This window comes from Mycolicibacterium sp. XJ879, from assembly GCF_053483935.1.
This window is the reverse complement of record NZ_JBEFTH010000018.1, coordinates 18,934-35,177: the sequence shown is the minus strand read 5'-3', so window position 1 is coordinate 35,177 and position 16,244 is coordinate 18,934. Positions and strand designations below refer to the sequence as shown.

The 16,244-nt window shown below is 66.4% G+C and carries 18 protein-coding genes; 4 read left to right on the top strand and 14 right to left on the bottom strand.

Annotation, left to right across the window (positions count from 1 at the left end):
• The first annotated feature begins 14 nt into the window (after positions 1-14).
• Positions 15-299, top strand: a complete 285-nt coding sequence (locus tag ABQF13_RS24215; RefSeq protein WP_448395346.1) for a DUF1330 domain-containing protein — start codon at positions 15-17, stop codon at positions 297-299.
• A gap of 76 nt (positions 300-375) precedes the next feature.
• Here the strand turns inward: ABQF13_RS24215 and ABQF13_RS24210 are convergent, their stop codons facing one another.
• From ABQF13_RS24210 to ABQF13_RS24165, 10 genes are all read right to left on the bottom strand, one after another.
• Entirely contained in the window at positions 376-1,134 is a 759-nt protein-coding gene (locus ABQF13_RS24210; protein WP_448395345.1) for an alpha/beta fold hydrolase, read from the bottom strand.
• On the bottom strand, positions 1,134-2,339 hold the full coding sequence (locus tag ABQF13_RS24205; RefSeq protein ID WP_448395344.1) for a cytochrome P450: 1,206 nt from the start codon (positions 2,337-2,339) through the stop codon (positions 1,134-1,136). The genes ABQF13_RS24210 and ABQF13_RS24205 overlap by 1 nt, the downstream gene beginning before the upstream one ends.
• Positions 2,336-2,536: a ferredoxin gene (locus ABQF13_RS24200; protein WP_448395343.1), complete on the bottom strand. Its 201-nt coding sequence runs from the start codon at positions 2,534-2,536 to the stop codon at positions 2,336-2,338. The genes ABQF13_RS24205 and ABQF13_RS24200 overlap by 4 nt, the downstream gene beginning before the upstream one ends.
• The gene (locus ABQF13_RS24195; protein ID WP_448395342.1) at positions 2,533-3,735 is read right to left on the bottom strand and encodes a cytochrome P450; all 1,203 of its coding nucleotides are present in this window, start codon (positions 3,733-3,735) and stop codon (positions 2,533-2,535) included. The genes ABQF13_RS24200 and ABQF13_RS24195 overlap by 4 nt, the downstream gene beginning before the upstream one ends.
• A gap of 113 nt (positions 3,736-3,848) precedes the next feature.
• On the bottom strand, positions 3,849-4,643 hold the full coding sequence (locus tag ABQF13_RS24190; RefSeq protein ID WP_448395341.1) for an NAD(P)-dependent oxidoreductase: 795 nt from the start codon (positions 4,641-4,643) through the stop codon (positions 3,849-3,851).
• A 28-nt stretch (positions 4,644-4,671) separates the two neighbouring features.
• A complete protein-coding gene (locus ABQF13_RS24185) occupies positions 4,672-5,490 on the bottom strand; it encodes an NAD(P)-dependent oxidoreductase (RefSeq protein ID WP_448395340.1) in 819 nt (272 codons plus the stop codon).
• On the bottom strand, positions 5,490-6,311 hold the full coding sequence (locus tag ABQF13_RS24180) for an alpha/beta hydrolase (protein ID WP_448395383.1): 822 nt from the start codon (positions 6,309-6,311) through the stop codon (positions 5,490-5,492). The genes ABQF13_RS24185 and ABQF13_RS24180 overlap by 1 nt, the downstream gene beginning before the upstream one ends.
• Before the next feature lie 41 nt (positions 6,312-6,352).
• Positions 6,353-7,996 carry a thiolase C-terminal domain-containing protein gene (locus ABQF13_RS24175; protein ID WP_448395339.1) on the bottom strand — a complete coding sequence of 548 codons (1,644 nt, stop codon included), beginning with the start codon at positions 7,994-7,996 and terminating at the stop codon, positions 6,353-6,355.
• The gene (locus ABQF13_RS24170; RefSeq protein ID WP_448395382.1) at positions 7,993-8,292 is read right to left on the bottom strand and encodes a ferredoxin; all 300 of its coding nucleotides are present in this window, start codon (positions 8,290-8,292) and stop codon (positions 7,993-7,995) included. Before ABQF13_RS24170 ends, ABQF13_RS24175 begins: the two co-directional genes overlap by 4 nt.
• 8 nt (positions 8,293-8,300) lie before the next feature.
• Positions 8,301-9,602, bottom strand: a complete 1,302-nt coding sequence (locus ABQF13_RS24165) for an NADH-ubiquinone oxidoreductase-F iron-sulfur binding region domain-containing protein (RefSeq protein ID WP_448395338.1) — start codon at positions 9,600-9,602, stop codon at positions 8,301-8,303.
• Between the two features lie 36 nt (positions 9,603-9,638).
• On the opposite strand from ABQF13_RS24165, the gene ABQF13_RS24160 reads away from it, so the two are divergent.
• Positions 9,639-10,112 (top strand): hypothetical protein, encoded by a 474-nt coding sequence (locus ABQF13_RS24160; RefSeq protein ID WP_448395337.1) that lies wholly within the window; start codon positions 9,639-9,641, stop codon positions 10,110-10,112.
• A 54-nt stretch (positions 10,113-10,166) separates the two neighbouring features.
• On the opposite strand, the gene ABQF13_RS24155 is transcribed toward ABQF13_RS24160, so the two are convergent.
• The 4 genes from ABQF13_RS24155 to ABQF13_RS24140 all read right to left on the bottom strand — a co-directional run bounded on the left by ABQF13_RS24155 (position 10,167) and on the right by ABQF13_RS24140 (position 13,852).
• Entirely contained in the window at positions 10,167-11,075 is a 909-nt protein-coding gene (locus ABQF13_RS24155; RefSeq protein ID WP_448395336.1) for an alpha/beta fold hydrolase, read from the bottom strand.
• Positions 11,076-11,160: 85 nt separating this feature from the next.
• Positions 11,161-11,553, bottom strand: a complete 393-nt coding sequence (locus tag ABQF13_RS24150; protein WP_448395335.1) for a Rieske (2Fe-2S) protein — start codon at positions 11,551-11,553, stop codon at positions 11,161-11,163.
• A gap of 1 nt (position 11,554) precedes the next feature.
• A complete protein-coding gene (locus ABQF13_RS24145) occupies positions 11,555-12,697 on the bottom strand; it encodes an amidohydrolase family protein (protein ID WP_448395334.1) in 1,143 nt (380 codons plus the stop codon).
• A 27-nt stretch (positions 12,698-12,724) separates the two neighbouring features.
• On the bottom strand, positions 12,725-13,852 hold the full coding sequence (locus tag ABQF13_RS24140; RefSeq protein WP_448395333.1) for an amidohydrolase family protein: 1,128 nt from the start codon (positions 13,850-13,852) through the stop codon (positions 12,725-12,727).
• A 233-nt stretch (positions 13,853-14,085) separates the two neighbouring features.
• On the opposite strand from ABQF13_RS24140, the gene ABQF13_RS24135 reads away from it, so the two are divergent.
• Positions 14,086-15,084: an acyl-CoA dehydrogenase family protein gene (locus ABQF13_RS24135; protein ID WP_448395332.1), complete on the top strand. Its 999-nt coding sequence runs from the start codon at positions 14,086-14,088 to the stop codon at positions 15,082-15,084.
• Positions 15,068-16,243 (top strand): acyl-CoA dehydrogenase family protein, encoded by a 1,176-nt coding sequence (locus ABQF13_RS24130; RefSeq protein ID WP_448395331.1) that lies wholly within the window; start codon positions 15,068-15,070, stop codon positions 16,241-16,243. Before ABQF13_RS24135 ends, ABQF13_RS24130 begins: the two co-directional genes overlap by 17 nt.
• The last annotated feature ends 1 nt before the right edge of the window (position 16,244 follow it).

The following is a 16,244-nucleotide window of genomic DNA, read 5'->3' as shown; positions in this document are numbered from 1 at the left end:
AATAAGGAGTTTCAGTGGCCAAGGCTTATATCCTCATCACCGAGGACGTCAAGGATCCGGCCGGGATGGCCGATTACGGCAAGGTGGCCAGCCAGACGATGGCTGCCGCCACGGTGCTGGCGTTCGACCAGAAGGCCGAGGTGATCGAGGGCACCTGGCACGGCACGCAGACCGTCCTGCTCGAGTTCGAGTCGGAGGAGGCGGCCAAGAAGTGGTACTACTCCGACGAATACCAGGCCGCCGCCAAGCTGCGCCAGGCGGCGGCCGACTGCAACGGCGTCATCCTCCACGGCATGTAGTTTTCTTCCGTGAGCAGACGCGAACACCGCCTAAATGTAAGCAAATTGGGGGTTTACCCGTCTGCTCGCGGAAAGTTCAGTCGGGTACCAGTGGGCCGATCGGGCTGGTGGTGGTGGCGTGCACCAGCAACTCGGCGAGCTCGCGCGGACGGCTCAGAAACGGTGAGTGCGACGCGTCGATGGTCAGCTGCTCGACACCGAGGCGTCGCGTCACTGTATCGGCTAGCCAACGCGGCATCGACCGGTCCTGAAGACAGCGGATGAAGCTGCGGGGCAGCTCGGCCGCCCAGAACCGCGGTACCGACACCGGCGTCACCGTGGTATCGCCGAACCGTTCGGGTCCCAGGCGCTCGAAGGCCCACCGTGCCGTGGCCTCATCGCAATCATGGTAGAAGTATCGCCACGCGCCCTCGAAGTCGGCGAACCACATCGCCCCGTCGTCATCGAACTTCAAGTAGCCCAACATGTCTCCGACGTCGGCCTCGAACTCGCCTTCTTCGGAGTCACGCATCGCCATCGCCTCGGGGTATGTGCGGCCCTCGCGGGGCAGCGCCGCGGCGAGATAGATGATGTGGCGCACGAGATCCGGTGCGGCGTCCGCGGCCAGGGTGGCGTCGAACCCGCCGCCGGAATGGCCGACGAGGACGTCTCCGGATTGCAGGGCGGCGACGATCGTGTCACGGCGGTTGGCCAGCGTCGACTCCTCGTCGACGTGGGCCCCGTGCCCGGGCAGGTCGACGGCGACGGCGTCATGGCCGAGCGCGCGCAGCTCTCGGACCGTCGCTTCCCAACACCACGCGGCGTGAAATCCGCCGTGTACGAAGACGAACCGCATCAGCGCAGCACACGAACGGGGACGTTGGACCAGCCCGCGACGTTCTGCGCGGCAACCCGTTTGCACTGGTCCCACAGCACCTCGTAGCGCGGCATGAAGGCGAGCAGCCGTTCGAGCGCGATCGCGCTCTCCATGCGGGCCAGCGCCGCACCCAGGCAGCTGTGTACCCCGTAGCCGAAGCCCAGGTTCTGCGCTTCGGAGCGGTCACGATCGATGTCGAACGTATCGGCGTCGGTGAATGCGTCAGGATCCCGGTTCGCCGAACCGGCAAGCAGGAACACCGGTTTGCCCGCGGGGATCGTCACACCGTGTAGGTCGACCTCTTTCATGGAACGCCGCACGTTGTACTGGTTCGGTGCCTCGTAGCGCAGCAGTTCCTCCACCGCGGCCGGGATCTTACTGCGGTCGTCGAGCAGCTTCTGCCACTGTTCGGGGAAGCGGGCGAACGTCACCGCGGCGTTGCCGATCAGTTTGGTGACGGTCTCGGCGCCGGCGCCGCCCAGCAGGGTTGCGAAACCGGCGATCTCGAAGTCGTCGAGTTGCTGCTTCTCGCCGTCGTCGCGCTGGACCTCGGCGGCGATCAGCCGGCTGAACATATCGTCGCGCGGTTCGGCCCGGCGCTGCTGAATCAGGTTGTAATACAGGCTCATCAGTTCACCGACCGCCTGCAACCCCTCCTCGGACATGTCGATCTGACCGGGTTCGCGGCGCAGCGTGATGTCGACCCACTGACCGACCTGCTGGCGGTACTCCTCGGGGACACCGAGCATCTGGCTGATCACGTCGACGGGGAACAGCGCGGAGAAGTCCGCGACGACGTCGAAGCCGTCTGGATCGACCCGGGACAGGTGGCGGTCGATGGTCGCGGTGACCATCGGGCGCATCGCCTCGATGGCCCGCGGCGTGAACACCTTGTTGACGAGGCTGCGCATCTGCCGATGTTCGGGCGGGTCCATCACGATGATCATCTTGGCCACCATGGGCTCGTTCGAGCGCACCGTGGCCAAGTCGAGCCCGTAAGCCGAGGAGTACGTTCCGAAGTCCTTGTAGGCCGCCGACACATCTTCGTGGCGGGACAACGCGTAGAAGTCGTGCTCGGCGTTGTAGTAGACCGGCGCTTGTTCGCGCAGACGCCGGTAGATGTCCCAGGGGCCGTTGAAGAACTCCTCGGAGAACGGATCGAAGACGACTTCGGATGCCGTCATTCGTCTTCGATAGAGATGGCCTGTCGCGGACATTGCCGGACCGCCTCTTTGATCTGTTCCTCGTTCTCGGGAGTCACCTCGTCCTGCAGCACGTGCAGGTAGTCCTCGTCGTCGAGGTCGAACACCTCCGGGATGATCCCCATGCAGATCCCGTTGGCTTCACACAACCCGAAGTCGACGACGACCTTGCGTGTCACTTCAGCACCCGCACAGGCACGTGGTGGTATCCGGCGACGTTCTGCATGTGCACGCGTTCCAGGCCGTCGAAATCGACTTCGTAGCGCGGCATGAAGTCGAGCAGATGCTCCAGCGCGATGGCGCTTTCCAGCCGGGCCAGGGCGGCGCCCAGGCAGCTGTGGATGCCGTAGCCCAACCCAAGGTTCTGCGCCTGGGTGCGGTCGCGGGTGATGTCGAACGTCTCGGCGTCATCGAAGGCACGTGGATCGCGGTTGGCTGCCGCCTTCATCAGGAAGACGGGTTTGTGCGCCGGTATGGTGCCGCTCGGTACTTCGGCTTCTTTCAACGTATAGCGCACGTTGTACTGCACCGGCCCGACGTAGCGCAGCAACTCCTCGACGGCGGCGGGCACGAGGCTGCGGTCGTCAAGCAGCAGCTGCCATTGCTCGGGGTGGCGCGCGAACTCCACCACCGCGCTGCCGACCAGCTTGGTGACGGTCTCCGCGCCTGCGCCGCCGAGCAGCGCGAGGAACCCGGTGATCTCCAGGTCGTCGAGCTGGCGCATGTTGCCGTCGTCATCGGGGATTTCGGCGCGAATGAGCCGGCCGATCATGTCTTCCTGCGGGTTCTGCCGGCGTTCCTGAACCAGGCCGTAGTAGTACATGCCCGAGTCGATGTTGGCCTGCATGTTTTCTTCGGACAACTCGATCTGCCCCGGCTTACGCTGGAGGCTGATATCGATCCAGCGCCGAACCTGCTGGCGGAACTCCTCGGGCACCCCGGCCATCCGGGTGATCACCTCGACCGGAAACGGACCCGAGAAGTCCTGCACCACATCGAAGTTGTCGGGATCGACCTGCGATAGGTACTGCTCGACGAGTTCGGTGATGGTCTCGCGCTGCGACTGGATGGCGCGGGGGGTAAACGCCTTGTTGAGCAGGCTGCGCATGTGCCGGTGCTCGGGCGGGTCCATGAAGATGATCGACTTGTGCGGGCCTTCCTCGGAGCGCACCATGGCGAGGTCGCACCCGCGTGTCGAGGAGAAGGCCTCGTGGTCCTTGAGCGCCGCGGCGACGTCGGCGTGCCGGGTCAGCGCATAGAAGTCCTGGTCCTCGTCGTAGTAGATCGGGGCCTCGTCGCGCATCCGTTGGTAGATCTCGTAGGGGTTGTCGAAGTACTCCTGCGAAACCGGATCGAACACCAGTTTGGGCTTGGTCATGGTCTCCTCTTTCGCGGCGGGCTAGTGACCGCTTCCGTTACGCGAGGCTGCAATTATGTAACGCCTATAGTATGCCTCACGGGATGGGCTTGAGTAGTCGGAATCGCCGGTTGTCACTGCTGAATTCCCGTTTTGATGACGTCGTCGAGAACGCCCAGACCGCCGCCCAGTTCGGCGGCGATTTCCCGGACCACCTCGACGTCCTTGCCGATGAACTCGGCGGTGTCGTCGACGAACGCCGCCACCGAACCACGCATGGCGATGAACTCCCCGACCCGGCTGGCACCGCTACCGCGTGAGATCGACGTCAGCAGGTTCTGTTCGTCGACGCCGAAGCGGTCACCGAGCGCGACCGCCTCCCGCAGCAACCCGATCTGCGAGGCGAACAGCGCGTTGTTGACCAGCTTGACCGCCTGGCCTGCGCCGAGCGAGCCGACGTGCAGAATCGGGTCGCCGTATGCCGAGAGCACAGGCTGGGCGCGGGCCACCGCGTCCTCGGCGCCGCCGACGAACAACGTGAGGGCGCCCGCCGCGATGTTGTGGGGTCCGCCGCTCACGGGTGCGTCGACGACGTCGATCGCCGGGAACGCGGCCGCGATGTCCTGCGCGGTGCGGGGGCTTCCCGTCGTGTGGAGAACGAGGACCGCACCCGGCGTCATCGCGGACACCAAGTCGCCGGACAGACAGACCTGCTGCACCTGCGCGTCGGTGAACACACAGACGATCACGACGTCGGCGCCGGCGCCGACCGCGCCGACTTCGGTGACGGCGTGCGCACCAAGATCACGCACCGCCCGGCACTTCTCGTCGGTTCTGCCGAGGACGCGGACCTCGCGGCCGGCTTCGACGAGACGCGACACCATGGGCGCGCCCATCCGGCCGGCCCCGACGAACCCGACGCGTGTCATCGGGGCCCTCTGCTCTTCGCGCAAGCGCTCATCGCGGGAAGTCCATCTTCTCCAGCGCCGCGTCGGCCGCGCTGAACACCGCGCCCTCCGGCGCCGACGCGGTGGCCGCGATGCTCGCGGCGTGCCGAACGTCCTTCTGCAGCAGCGCACCGGCGATCGGCGCCAGCCCGTCGACGGTTCCGCCGAACATCGAGATGCTGCCCAGCGCCTTGCTGGTGGCCGATCCGCCGTTGAGCACCTCGGCGAGCCGGTCGCGCGGAATGCCGAGGGTCTCACCGAGATCGAGGGTGCTCGTCGCGGCGCCCAGGTTGGCGGTGAACAGCAGGTTGTTGAGGATCTTGGTGACCTGCCCGCTGCCCAACGGACCCAGGTGCACGATCGGGTCGGCGTAGGTGGCGAACACCGGCCGGCATCGCTCGGCGACGTCCTCCTCGCCGCCGACCATCACCAGCAGCTTTCCTTCCTCGACGGCGGGGCCGCCACCACTGACCGGCGCGTCTATCACCGAGACGCCCTGCGCAGCAGCCTTTTCGGCGACCTCACGGCAGGTGTCGGGATGTACGGTGCTGTGGATCGCGACGACGCCGCCCGACGCCATCGCCGACAGTACACCGTTCTCGCCGTACAGCACCTCCCTGACGTCGTCGTCGCCGACCACGCACAGGCACACCAGGTCGCTGGCCGCGCCCAGCTCGGCAGGGGAGCTCGCGGTCTTGGCGGCGGTGTCCGCATACGGTTCGAGGCTGGCCTGCCTGCGCGCCCACAGGGTGGTCTCAAAACCACCTTCGGCGATGCGGCGCGCCATGGGCCCGCCTTGGCTGCCGAGCCCGATGAATCCGACGCGCATCAACCCGTCTCCAATCCTTGTTGTGCCAGAACACATTCCTCGACGAACGCCAGCACCTTGGCGTGGTACGCGTCGGCGGCGGCCGACAGCGAAAGGTTGTGGCCGCCACCGGGCTGTTCATTGATCGTGAACCGCGGTGCCGAGGTGAACATCGCGCTGATCTTCGCCAACGTCTCTGGATCCGTCCGCCACACCTGCTCGAACTCCGCGACGCTGAACTGGACCGGCACGCGCAACTGCGCTGCGAGCGTGGGGAAATCGCGCCTGGGCCAGTGCTTGGTCATATCGGCTTCGTAGCGCGCCCCGCCCGAGGAGTTCGTCATACCGGAGAGCACCTCGGGTGGGTACACGTCCTCGGGCGTCCAGAGCAGCTCGCGCAGCCCGACCGGGCGCTGGTTGGACATCGCGGCTTTCATGATGTCGGCCATCGCCGGGGTGTACCGGACACCGGTTCCGGCCAGTTCGAGGCCGATGACGTCGGCGCCGATAACGGCCATCCGCACCGCCATCTCACAGCCCGCCGAATGGCCCATCAGAAACACGCCCGCGCCGCGCGGCTTGTCGCCTTGCACCTTGCCGAGGGCGCCGGATGCCAGCGCGACGCGCTGTTCCGGTTCTGCCATCGCCTCCGGGTACGGTGCTGAGCTGCCGTAACCGGGCCGGTCCAGTGCCACCGTGGTGTAGCCGGCCGCGGCGCCGGCGCGCAGCAGCGACAGCTGCGGATGTCCCGGGCAGTCGAAATACGCTGCGGTGCTGGACCCTCCGTGGAATGCGACGATGACGGCTCGCGGGTCGTCGACCTCGGCCACCAGACCCGACATCGGCACACCGTCGACGAGTACCACGCGCGGACGTGGGGCGCTCACGTTTCGGTCCGCATCAACAGGACCCCGCTGGGGGTCAGGCCGCCGCTGCTGGCCACGGCGACCCTGGCGCCGGGCACCTGACGGTCGCCGGCGTCGCCGCGCAACTGGGATACTGCCTCATGGATCAAACCCATCCCGTGGGTGCGGCCGTGAGACAGCTGGCCGCCGTGGGTGTTCAGCGGAATGACGCCGTCACGGGCGATGGCCTTTCCACCGTCTAGGAAGTCCTTGGCTTCACCGATGCCGCAGAAGCCGAGCGCCTCCAGCCATGACAGGCAATTGAACGAGAAGCCGTCGTACAACTGGGCGACGTCGACGTCGTCGGGGCGCAGCGAGGTGCGCGTCCACAGGTGTGCGGCCTGGCCGAGCACCTGGGGTTCGTGGGTCAGCGTGGACTGGTCCCAGTCGGTGCGCTCGACGATCTGGGTCCCGACGGCTTCGAACAGGATCGGCTTGTGCGGCATGTCTTTTGCGGCGTCGACGGCGGACACGATCACCGCGACGGCTCCGTCGCACGGGACGTCGCAGTCGTACAGCCCGAACGGTGTGGTGATCATCCTGGCGTTGAGGTAGTCGTGCATGGACATCGGATCGCGATAGATGGCCGTCGGGTTCAGCGCGGCGTTGGCGCGCTGGTTCATCGCGATCCAGCCGAGCGTCTCCCGGGTGGTGCCGTAGCGGTCGAAGTGGCGCTGCGCGTTGAGCGCCAACGTGTGCGCGGCCGACATCGCGCCGAACGGCATCTGCCAGCTGGGGGTGCGGGCACCGCCGGGCGGAGAGGCCTTGCCTTCCTTCATCAGCTGCTGGAACGTCGCTTCCCAGAGCGTGCGGAAGCAGAGCACGTGGCGGGCCATGCCGGTGGCGACGGCCATCATCGCGGCGATGACGGATCCGCCGGGTCCGAAGGTATCCATGCCGCCGTTGATCCAGGTGGGCCGCAGCCCCAGCGCGTTCTCGAGCGCGCTGACCCCGCCCTCGCCCATCCCCGCGATGTCGAGCCCGGGATAGGTGGACAGGCCGTCGATGTCGGCGAACGTCAGCCCGGCGTCGGCGACGGCGGCCTCGCAGGCCTCGAGGGTCAGCGACAGCGGCGGCACCATCAACCGCCGACCCAGCCGGGATGCGCCGATGCCGGTGATCGCTGACTTGTCTTCGAACTTCTCGGTGGTCAATGGGGTGCGCACGTAGCGGCCGATGTCCTCGGGTGCGACGTCTTCGATGGCCGGGGGCCCGGCCTGGCCGTCGGCCGCGGGCCGGAACACGGGCAGCCAGACATCTTCCAGCTTCTGGAAGTCGACTTCGACGGTCTGGCCGAGTTTCAGCTCGTCGGGTTCGCAGTCGACGATGTTGGTGGTCAACCGGACCCGCGGATCCTCGACGACGGCGACCTGTGCCACCACGTACGGGGGCGGTAGGTCCATGAAGCCGAACCGGTGGTTGACGGTGAAGGCGCTCAGCGTCGCCTTGCCGGAGACGTCGCGCACCCCCATGTTGTGGCTGCCGCAGTACCGGCACACCGGCTGCGGCGGGTGGATCAACGCCTGGCAGTCCTGGCACTCTTGGATGCGTAGCACCCCGTCTGCGCCTGCGGTCCAGAAGAACTCGTTTAGGACGGTCAGCTCGGGTAGTGGTCGAGTCACCGAACAAACCCCGAAATCGCCTCGCTATCTTCGGTGTTGGGTTCCGGTTCCGGCGCCTCGTGAACGTCGGCGTCGTCCTTGGGCCCCTCGGCGGGTCGGTGTTCGCCCATATAGATGATCGCGTGCGCCGGACAGTCCAGTAGCGCGCGCATCACCGCGTCACGATCCTGCTCGGGTACCGTGCCGTCGCCCACCAGCGAGGCGTAACCCCAGTCGTCGAGCGAGAAGTAGTCGGGTGCGTGTTTGGCACAGATGCCGAAGCCGTCGCACAGCGTACGGTCGAGTCGAATCCTCAAGCCGTCACTCATGGTTGAGCCACCGCCTCCACTTCGTAGGGCCGCACGGCAGAAAATGCACCGGGCCGACATGCCGGGCAGTCGTCGGCGAGGTGGCGGGCGACCACCTGAGGGAACTGGCGCAGCAGGCTGGCGGCGATGTTGGTGGCGCCGTCGAGGGTGCCGCAGGCACCACGCCCGCGCAGCACCACCGACCAGCGCTCCAGCCGGGTTACGTCCTCGTCGGTGGCCACGCCGTCGCGCATGGCGCACAGCACCGCGGCCATCGCCGCCGTGCCGTTGAAACACGATCCGCACTGTCCGGCGTTCTCCCGGTCGAAGTAGGACATCACCGACGCCGCGACCGCGACCGGGCAGTCCTCGGTGAGGATGGAGATCGCACCACAACCCAAGCCCGCGCCCAGTCGCCGGATCGTCTCGTGATCCAGGGTCGCCTCCAGGACGTCGGTGTTGAGCAGCCCGGCGAAGTAACCGCCCATCAACGCCCCGCGTACCGATTCGGCGTCCACGCCGTGTACCTCGAGCAGCCTCGAAAACGCTGTGCCGTGCGGGATCTCGTAGAGCGCTGGGGGTTTGCCGGCGCCAGTGATCGTCGCGAGGAACGTACCCGGCGACATCGGCGTGCCCACGGTGCGGAAGCCCTGACCGCCGTGTTCGGCGATATACGGCAGGTTTGCCAACGTTTCGACGTTGCTGACCATGGTCGGCAGGCCCAGGACGCCTTCCTCGAAGGGCCGCGGCGGTTTGTCGGCCGGTTTGGCCGGTCCGCCGTTGATGCGCCGCACCGCGGCGGTCTCCTCACCGGCGACGTAGCCGGGGTCCACGGTGAGGACGGTGACCTCGGCGTCGCCGAACGCCTGCGGGCTCAGCTCGCTCAACGCGTCGGTGACCGCCGTCGCCGACCGCTCGTCGGACACGTACACGTACGCGCGGCTCGCACCGGCGATCGCGGCCGCCAGGCGTAGACCGTCGAGCACCAGATGGGGCCGGGTGCGCAGCAGCCAGCGATCCTTGACCGAAGCGGGTTCGCCCTCTTCACCGTTGGCCACCACCACCGTGTCGGAGCCGCGCAGGCCCGCGTTAAGCACCGTGCGCAGCTTGGTGCCGAGCGGAAACGCCGCGCCGCCGCGCCCCAGCAGACCCGACAGGTCGACCTGCTCCAGCAGCGCATCGGCGTCGGTCAGCTTCCGGTAGCCGCCGGCCTGTGTGTACTCGGCGTAGGTCTCCGGTCCCGCTTGTCCCGTCCGCAGCAGCCGGGCCGTGCAATCAGGCCACGCCGCCACGGTGAGATCCGTTGTCGTTGAGGTCATGACACGTCCTTCCGGGCCGCGGCTAGGCTGACGGACATGAGAACGGCGGTGGTGCGTGTCGGCGTCGACCAGGCCGGCGAGCTGACCCCAGCGCAGCTAAGCGACGGCATGGCACGCCTCCGTGAGCTGGCCGCCGCGGCGGATATCGATGTGGTGGACAACAACCTGCCCGCGTTGCCGCCGCAGCGCCGCGAAGTGGAACTCTTGATCGCCGGCCAGGACCCGGCCGAACTTGAAAGGCGTGCAGTAGACATGTGCGCCAAGGCGTTCGGCACGACGCCCGTGCCAGGAGTGCTCACCTATATCAGCCGTGGCACCGACGCCGACGCCCGCGGGGTGCTCGCCGGATTCGGGTTGGCCGGCGAGGTCGAGCGGGTGGCGGGGGAGGACGGCTGGGATGTGGTGCATGTGACGCTGCGCCAGGCGGATCTGGAACGGGTGCCCGAAAGCCGTATCCACACCGCTCTGGAGGCGTCGCTCAACTGCGAAGTGCACATCCGCACGGTCTGATCCGGCAACGCGTGAAGCGCCTGCACATGCGGGTTGCACCTTCGCGGGCGTCATCTAGCCGTCCAGGAAGTTCAGGATCGCGGGCGCGGCCTGCACCCACGTGTCGAACATATTGAACCGCTTCACCTTTCCCGACGCACGAGCCTCACCGGCGCGCTCCCAGGCATCCTCGGGCCAAGGGGGGTCGATGAGCGTCGAACCCTTGATCAGACAGCTGATCTCCAGCGACGTCCGCTTCGGGTGGTCCATGTCGTTCTCCCCGCCGCGGATGATCAGCGTGGGAACCTTGATGTTGTCGAACATCTCATCCTCGACGCCGGGAATGGTCTGGCCCGGTTTCGGCACGAAGGCGTTGAGCCAGCGCAGCATCAGCTTGAGAAACTCGTCGGGGTCCATGGCGAGGAACCGCTCGCGGTTGGCGGGGTTCTCGGCGATGCGCTGCTTCCATTCCTCGACGGCGACCACACCCTTCATACCGGCGCCGCGGACGGCCAGGATGCTCGGCATGATGTAGTAGGAGCCGAGCACAAACGACCCGTACACGCCGCCGACGATGTTCCACACCACCAGCTTCCGCACGATCTCGGGGTAGAGCATCGTGGTCAGCATCGAGTCGCGGGCGCCGCCCGACCCGCCGGCGATGATGCACGGGCCGATGTCGAGCCCGGTGATCAGCGCGTGCAGCGTCTCGGCGCGCATGTGCGATTCGCTCTGCCCGTAGAACTGGACGTCCGATTTGCCGCAGTTGGGCCGGTCCCACAACAGCACGCGGTAGCCGCCCTTGACGAGCTCCTGGGCCAGCGGCCGCAGCCCCTCGATATCCTTGCTGAACCGGCCGCCGGGCGTCAACGCGATGAAATCGCCTTGTTTGCCGAGGATCTCGTAGACGACGTCGCCGCCGTTGACCTCGAAAACCTTTTCGCCGCGCTTGAGCGTGCGCCCGGACTTCTCGGTGGTGGTCATGCTGAGCCTCCGCGAACGTGCGCAAACTGCTGATTTTCCGCGGCGTGGGGTGTGCAAACACGCACGCTCGCGCCAACAAGAGTCGTCATGCCTGGACCAGCACCTCGTTACCAACGACCCGGACCGGGTAGGTCCGGATACTCCATTCGGGTTTGACGGCAGTGGTGCCGGTGGCCAGTTCGAAACCCCACTGGTGCCACGGGCAGTAGATGAACTCGAGATCGCGAACCATCACCGCATCCCCCGGCACGCTGTCGTCGACGATGGTGCGGCCTCGTGCGCGTCCCGAACACAGCGGGCCGCCCTCGTGCGGGCAGTAATTCGCGATCGCGTAGAACGTCCCGTTCACGTTGTAGACGCCGACGCCGTGTCGGCCGATCGGCACGAGTTTGTGTGTCCCGGACGGGATTTCGTCGACCGTGGCGACGACGTGTTCACGCCCCTGCGCCAACCGGGGCGGTTTCTTTTGGTCGGTCAACTCAGAACACCCGCACCTGGCCCTCGAGCGCCGGAACGGTCTCTGGCAGCTTGTACGTCTCGATCCCGTTGCGGAACATCACAGCCTCGCGCGCATGCTGGGGCAGGTGCTTGACCAGCCAGCGCGGATCATCGAACGTCCAGTGCGGATAGTCCGAGGAGAACAGCAGGATCTTCTCGCACTCCATCCACTCGAACGCGCGGGTCAACTCCGTCTTGTCCTCGGGGTAATCCAGCGGCTGGGTGGTGAACTTGATGTGGTCCTTGACGTACTCCGACGGCTTGCGCTTGATGTCCACCCACGGTTTGCGGGCCTGGTAGATGGCGTCCATCCGCCACATCAGCGGCAGGATCCAGGTAAACGCGTGCTCCACCAGCACGATTCGCAACGCTGGGAAGCGGTCGAACACCCCGTCGAAGATCAGGCTCATCACCTGATTCGCCGCCAGCAACGAATAGGTGACCATGAAATCGTGGTTGTAGCTGGGGAAGCCCACCGGCGGAATCGGCAGCTCCTCGTGGTGGCTGCGCGACAGGTGACAACTCACCGTGATGTCGTGCTTGGTGGCGGCTTCCCAGATTGGGTCGTACTTCGGGTCACCCCATGACGGGCGCGGCTCGGCCTTGATCAGTATCTGCCCCATGTAGGGATGGCCGGCCCAGCGCTCGACCTCGCGGGCGGCGTCCTGCGGGGTCTCGATCGCCAGGCAGATGGATCCCCGCCACCGCTCATGCCAGTTGTTGTGGCTGTCCAGCCAATGGTTGGCCTGCCAGTCGTTCAGCGCGACGCTCATCGCATGGTTCACCTCGGGGAACCGGGCCGGGTAAGCGGCCGGCTCGAGGATCGCGATGTCGGCACCGGCTTCCATGATCAACTGCTTGAACGCCAAGTCGGGGTCACTGCCGGCGAAATTGCCGTCCGATGGGAACGTGTCTACGCGCATCGCATAGGCGTGTGCGTAGTCCGGCGCGTCGTAGTAGATCTGGTCGCCGATCCGGCGCGTCAGGAAGTACTTGCTGCGCCACGGCTCGGGGATGTACTGCGTCAGCTCGCCGGCCCTTGGCGTCGGATGCACGTCGGAATCGACGCAACGGATGGCGACGCGCTCGGCTGCGGGCTTCCGCTCTGTCACTGTGACCGTCATCGTGGCCTCCTCAATTCAAGTCTTCTATCACTTTGCGCCGACCTGGGCCCCGACGTCTATGCCATAGAGTTCCGCGGCGTTTCGCCAGCACAGCTTGTCGCGCTGTTCAGCGGTGTACGACGCGGGCACGGCGAGCTTATTGAGCTGCCAGTGTGGATAGCTCGACCCGTACATCACCATGTCGTCCTTACCGGTGAAGCCGAACCACTCACCGGCGAACTCGGTGTCGCCAGGTCCGTCCATCGCGCCCTGGATGAAGTAGGTGTGGCCGGGCAGGTAGTCACTGGGGATTTTGGGCGCCCACGGTGTCTGTTCGAGGTGCGGCCGGCCGAAGCAGTCCATCCGCCACATGAACGGCGTCAGCAGGTCGGCGGCTCCGTCCGCCCAGACGAACTTCAACGGGGGCATCCTTTCGAATACCCCTTCGACGATCAGGTTCATCAGGTGGTACAGGTAATTGAGCGCCATGAAGCTGACGTAGTTCTCATAGGTGCGGGGCACGCCGGACGGCGTCGGCGCGAACGAGATACCGGCACCGACCTCGATGTGCACCGAAACCGGCAGGTTGGCCTCGACCGCGGCCTCCCACAGCGGCCAGAACTGCGGCTTGCCGTACAGCTCGCGGGACTGCAGCGGCACCCCGATCTGTACGACGCGCGGATGATCTTTGTACTTTTCGATTTCGCGCAGCGCGCCGACGATGTCGTCGGGGTTGACCCGGATGGTGCCGCGGTATCGCTCGCCGTACGGGTTGTCCTCGAGCCAGCGTGACACCAGCATCTCGTTGTGGGCGGCGGCAAGCGCGGTGCCCAGGTGACGATCCGGCATGATGCCGCGGGTCATCGGGTGCAGAACGGCGACGTCCACGCCGCCGTCGTCGAACAGGTGCTTTCCGACCAGTTCCGGATCGGAGCCGGGATATTGCCGGTCGGGCCCTTCGGTGCCCGGAGCGTATTCGCCGCCGGGAGCGCCGTACCAGTCCATCTCGTAGTCGGGGAACCCTCGGCTGCGAAACGGCTCGTTGAGGATGCGGCGCAGGTCTTTGTTCGACTTGCTGAAGATGTGCACGCTCGCGTCGATAACGGGCGTCTTCTCGCCGCCGGGATGTTCGATCACCTCAGGCCTCCGATGTCGGTCTCTTCGACCGATTTCCATGTGGGGCGCCGGCACGCGCAGACGCCGGGCATATCCCCATAGTAAAGCCTTGTTCTTCAAAGGCAAGAATTGTGTTCTCCAGCAGATCGCTTACTTCGGTGCAGGTCAGAGTGTGCGCTGGTCAGTCGCTTGGCATGTGTCGGCCGAAACGTGGTAGTCCTCTACCGAGAACGGTTACAGCGTCTAACGAGAATGTTATTCTCGTACGGTCTGACTTATCCCGGGAGGTCTTGGTGTTATTGGAGTTCGACGCCGACCAGCGGCTCTGGCAGGAGACCGTGCGAGATGCGGTGACCAAGCAGTGCCCGGCCTCGTTGATCCGGGGGATCGCGGAGAACGGCGTCGACCCCGCGCCGCTGTGGAAGACCTACGTCGACGCGGGCTGGACCGAGCTCAGCGACGCCGAGAACGCCGTCGAGCTGACGATCGTGCTCGAGGAACTGGGCCGGGCCACCGACCCCACCCCGTTTCTGGCGACGTTGACCCAGTTCGCCCCGCTGGCCGGTGACCGCTTCGATCCGCAACAGGCGGGCACCGCGGTGTACGACGGCGTGAGCACGCACCGCGACACCGACGGTTGGGTGCTCAACGGCACGGCCCGACACGTGCTCGACGGCGACCGCGCCGAGCGCTTTGCCGTCGTCACCGAGGCCGGCGTCTTCATCGTCGACGCCGACCGGACCACGACGCGGCGCAGCCCGGTCTTCGATCCCGTGCTGCACGTCGCCGAGGTGTCGTTCGCCGACGTGCGGGTGCCCGACACCGCGCGGGTCCGCTCCGACCCCGAGCGGGCCCGCCATGTCGCGCTGACCGGGATGGCCGTCACCACCGTCGGCGCCTGCCAGCGCATCCTGGATCTGGTGCTCGAACACGTCAAGCAACGCCAGCAGTTCGGCGTCGCGATCGGTTCGTTTCAGGCCGTCCAGCACAAGGCCGTCGACATGCACGTCGCCACCGAACGCGCGCGTGCGCTCGCGTATTTTGCGGCGTTGACGATCGCCGAAGACGACCCGCGCAGGCGGCTGGCGGCGGCGATGGCCAAGGCGTCGGCAGGTGAGGCTCAGGCAGTGGTGTTCCGCCACGGCCTGCAGCTGTTCGGCGCCATGGGTTTCACCTGGGAAAACGACCTGCAGTTCGCGCTGAAGCGGGCCAAGGCCGGCGAGCATCTGCTCGGCGGTGCCGCCGAGCATCGCGCGATCATCGCCGAGGAGTTTCATGCAGCTGACTTTTGATTCCGACGTCGAGCAGTTCCGCGCCGAATTCGCGGCGTTTCTCGACGAGCATCTGCCCTCGGAGGCGCAGACCCTGGAGCGCCCGCGTTCGGTGTCGCACATGCCGCAGTGGGCCCGGGACTGGCAGCGGCTGCTGTTCGACAACGGCTGGCTACTGCCCGCCCAGCCGCCGGAGTTCGGTGGGCGTAACGCCACAGTGCTGCAGCAGTTCGTCCACCTCGACGAGCTTTGCCGCCGCCGTATCTATCACAGCTTCAACCCCCAGGGCGTGAACATCGTTGCGGCGTCGCTGCTTTCGTTCGGCTCCGATGAGCAGAAACAGCGCTGGGCGGTGCCGGTGCTCAAGGCCGAGGTCACCGCGTCGCTGGGGATGAGCGAGCCCAGCGCCGGCTCCGATCTGGCGTCGCTGCGCACCCGCGCGGTGTTAGACGGGGACCACTTCGTCGTCAACGGCCAGAAGGTGTGGACGTCCGGTGCGCACGACGCCGACTTCCTGTTGACGTTCGTCCGCACCGACCCGGATGCCCCCAAACACAAGGGGATCAGCGTGCTGATCATCCCGACCGATACCCCCGGGGTGGTGTGTCGGCCGTTCGCGGACCTGTGCGGTGAGGAGAACAAGGACTTCAACGAGGTGTTCTTCACCGACGCGCGGGTTCCCGCAGAGAACCTCGTCGGTCCGCTCAACGGCGGCTGGGCCGTCGCCAACGGCTCGCTCGGCCATGAACGCACCATGATGTGGCTCGGCTTCGCCGACCGCATCGACAACATGATCTCCGACTTCCGCCCACGCGATGCACTGCAGCGTGACCAATACGCGACGGCGATCATGGACTACCAGGCACTGCGGGCGATGGGTTCGGCGGCGTTGGCCCGCGCGGCCCGCGGTGAGATGGACACCGCCTCGGTGTCGGTGCTCAAGCTGTTCGGTTCGGAGGCCGAGATGCGGGCGATGGACACCGCGTTCACCGCCTCAGGCGCCGACGTGCTGATTCATCCGTCGACGACGGGTCGGTACGAGCACATGAACCTCGACCATTACTTCGCCAGTTGGTTCGAGCGTTATGCGCGCAGCTTCTCCGGAACCATCGCCGGCGGCACCTCGGAGATTCAGCGCAACATCATCGCCACCCAGGTGCTCGGCCTGCCGCGGCGCTGAC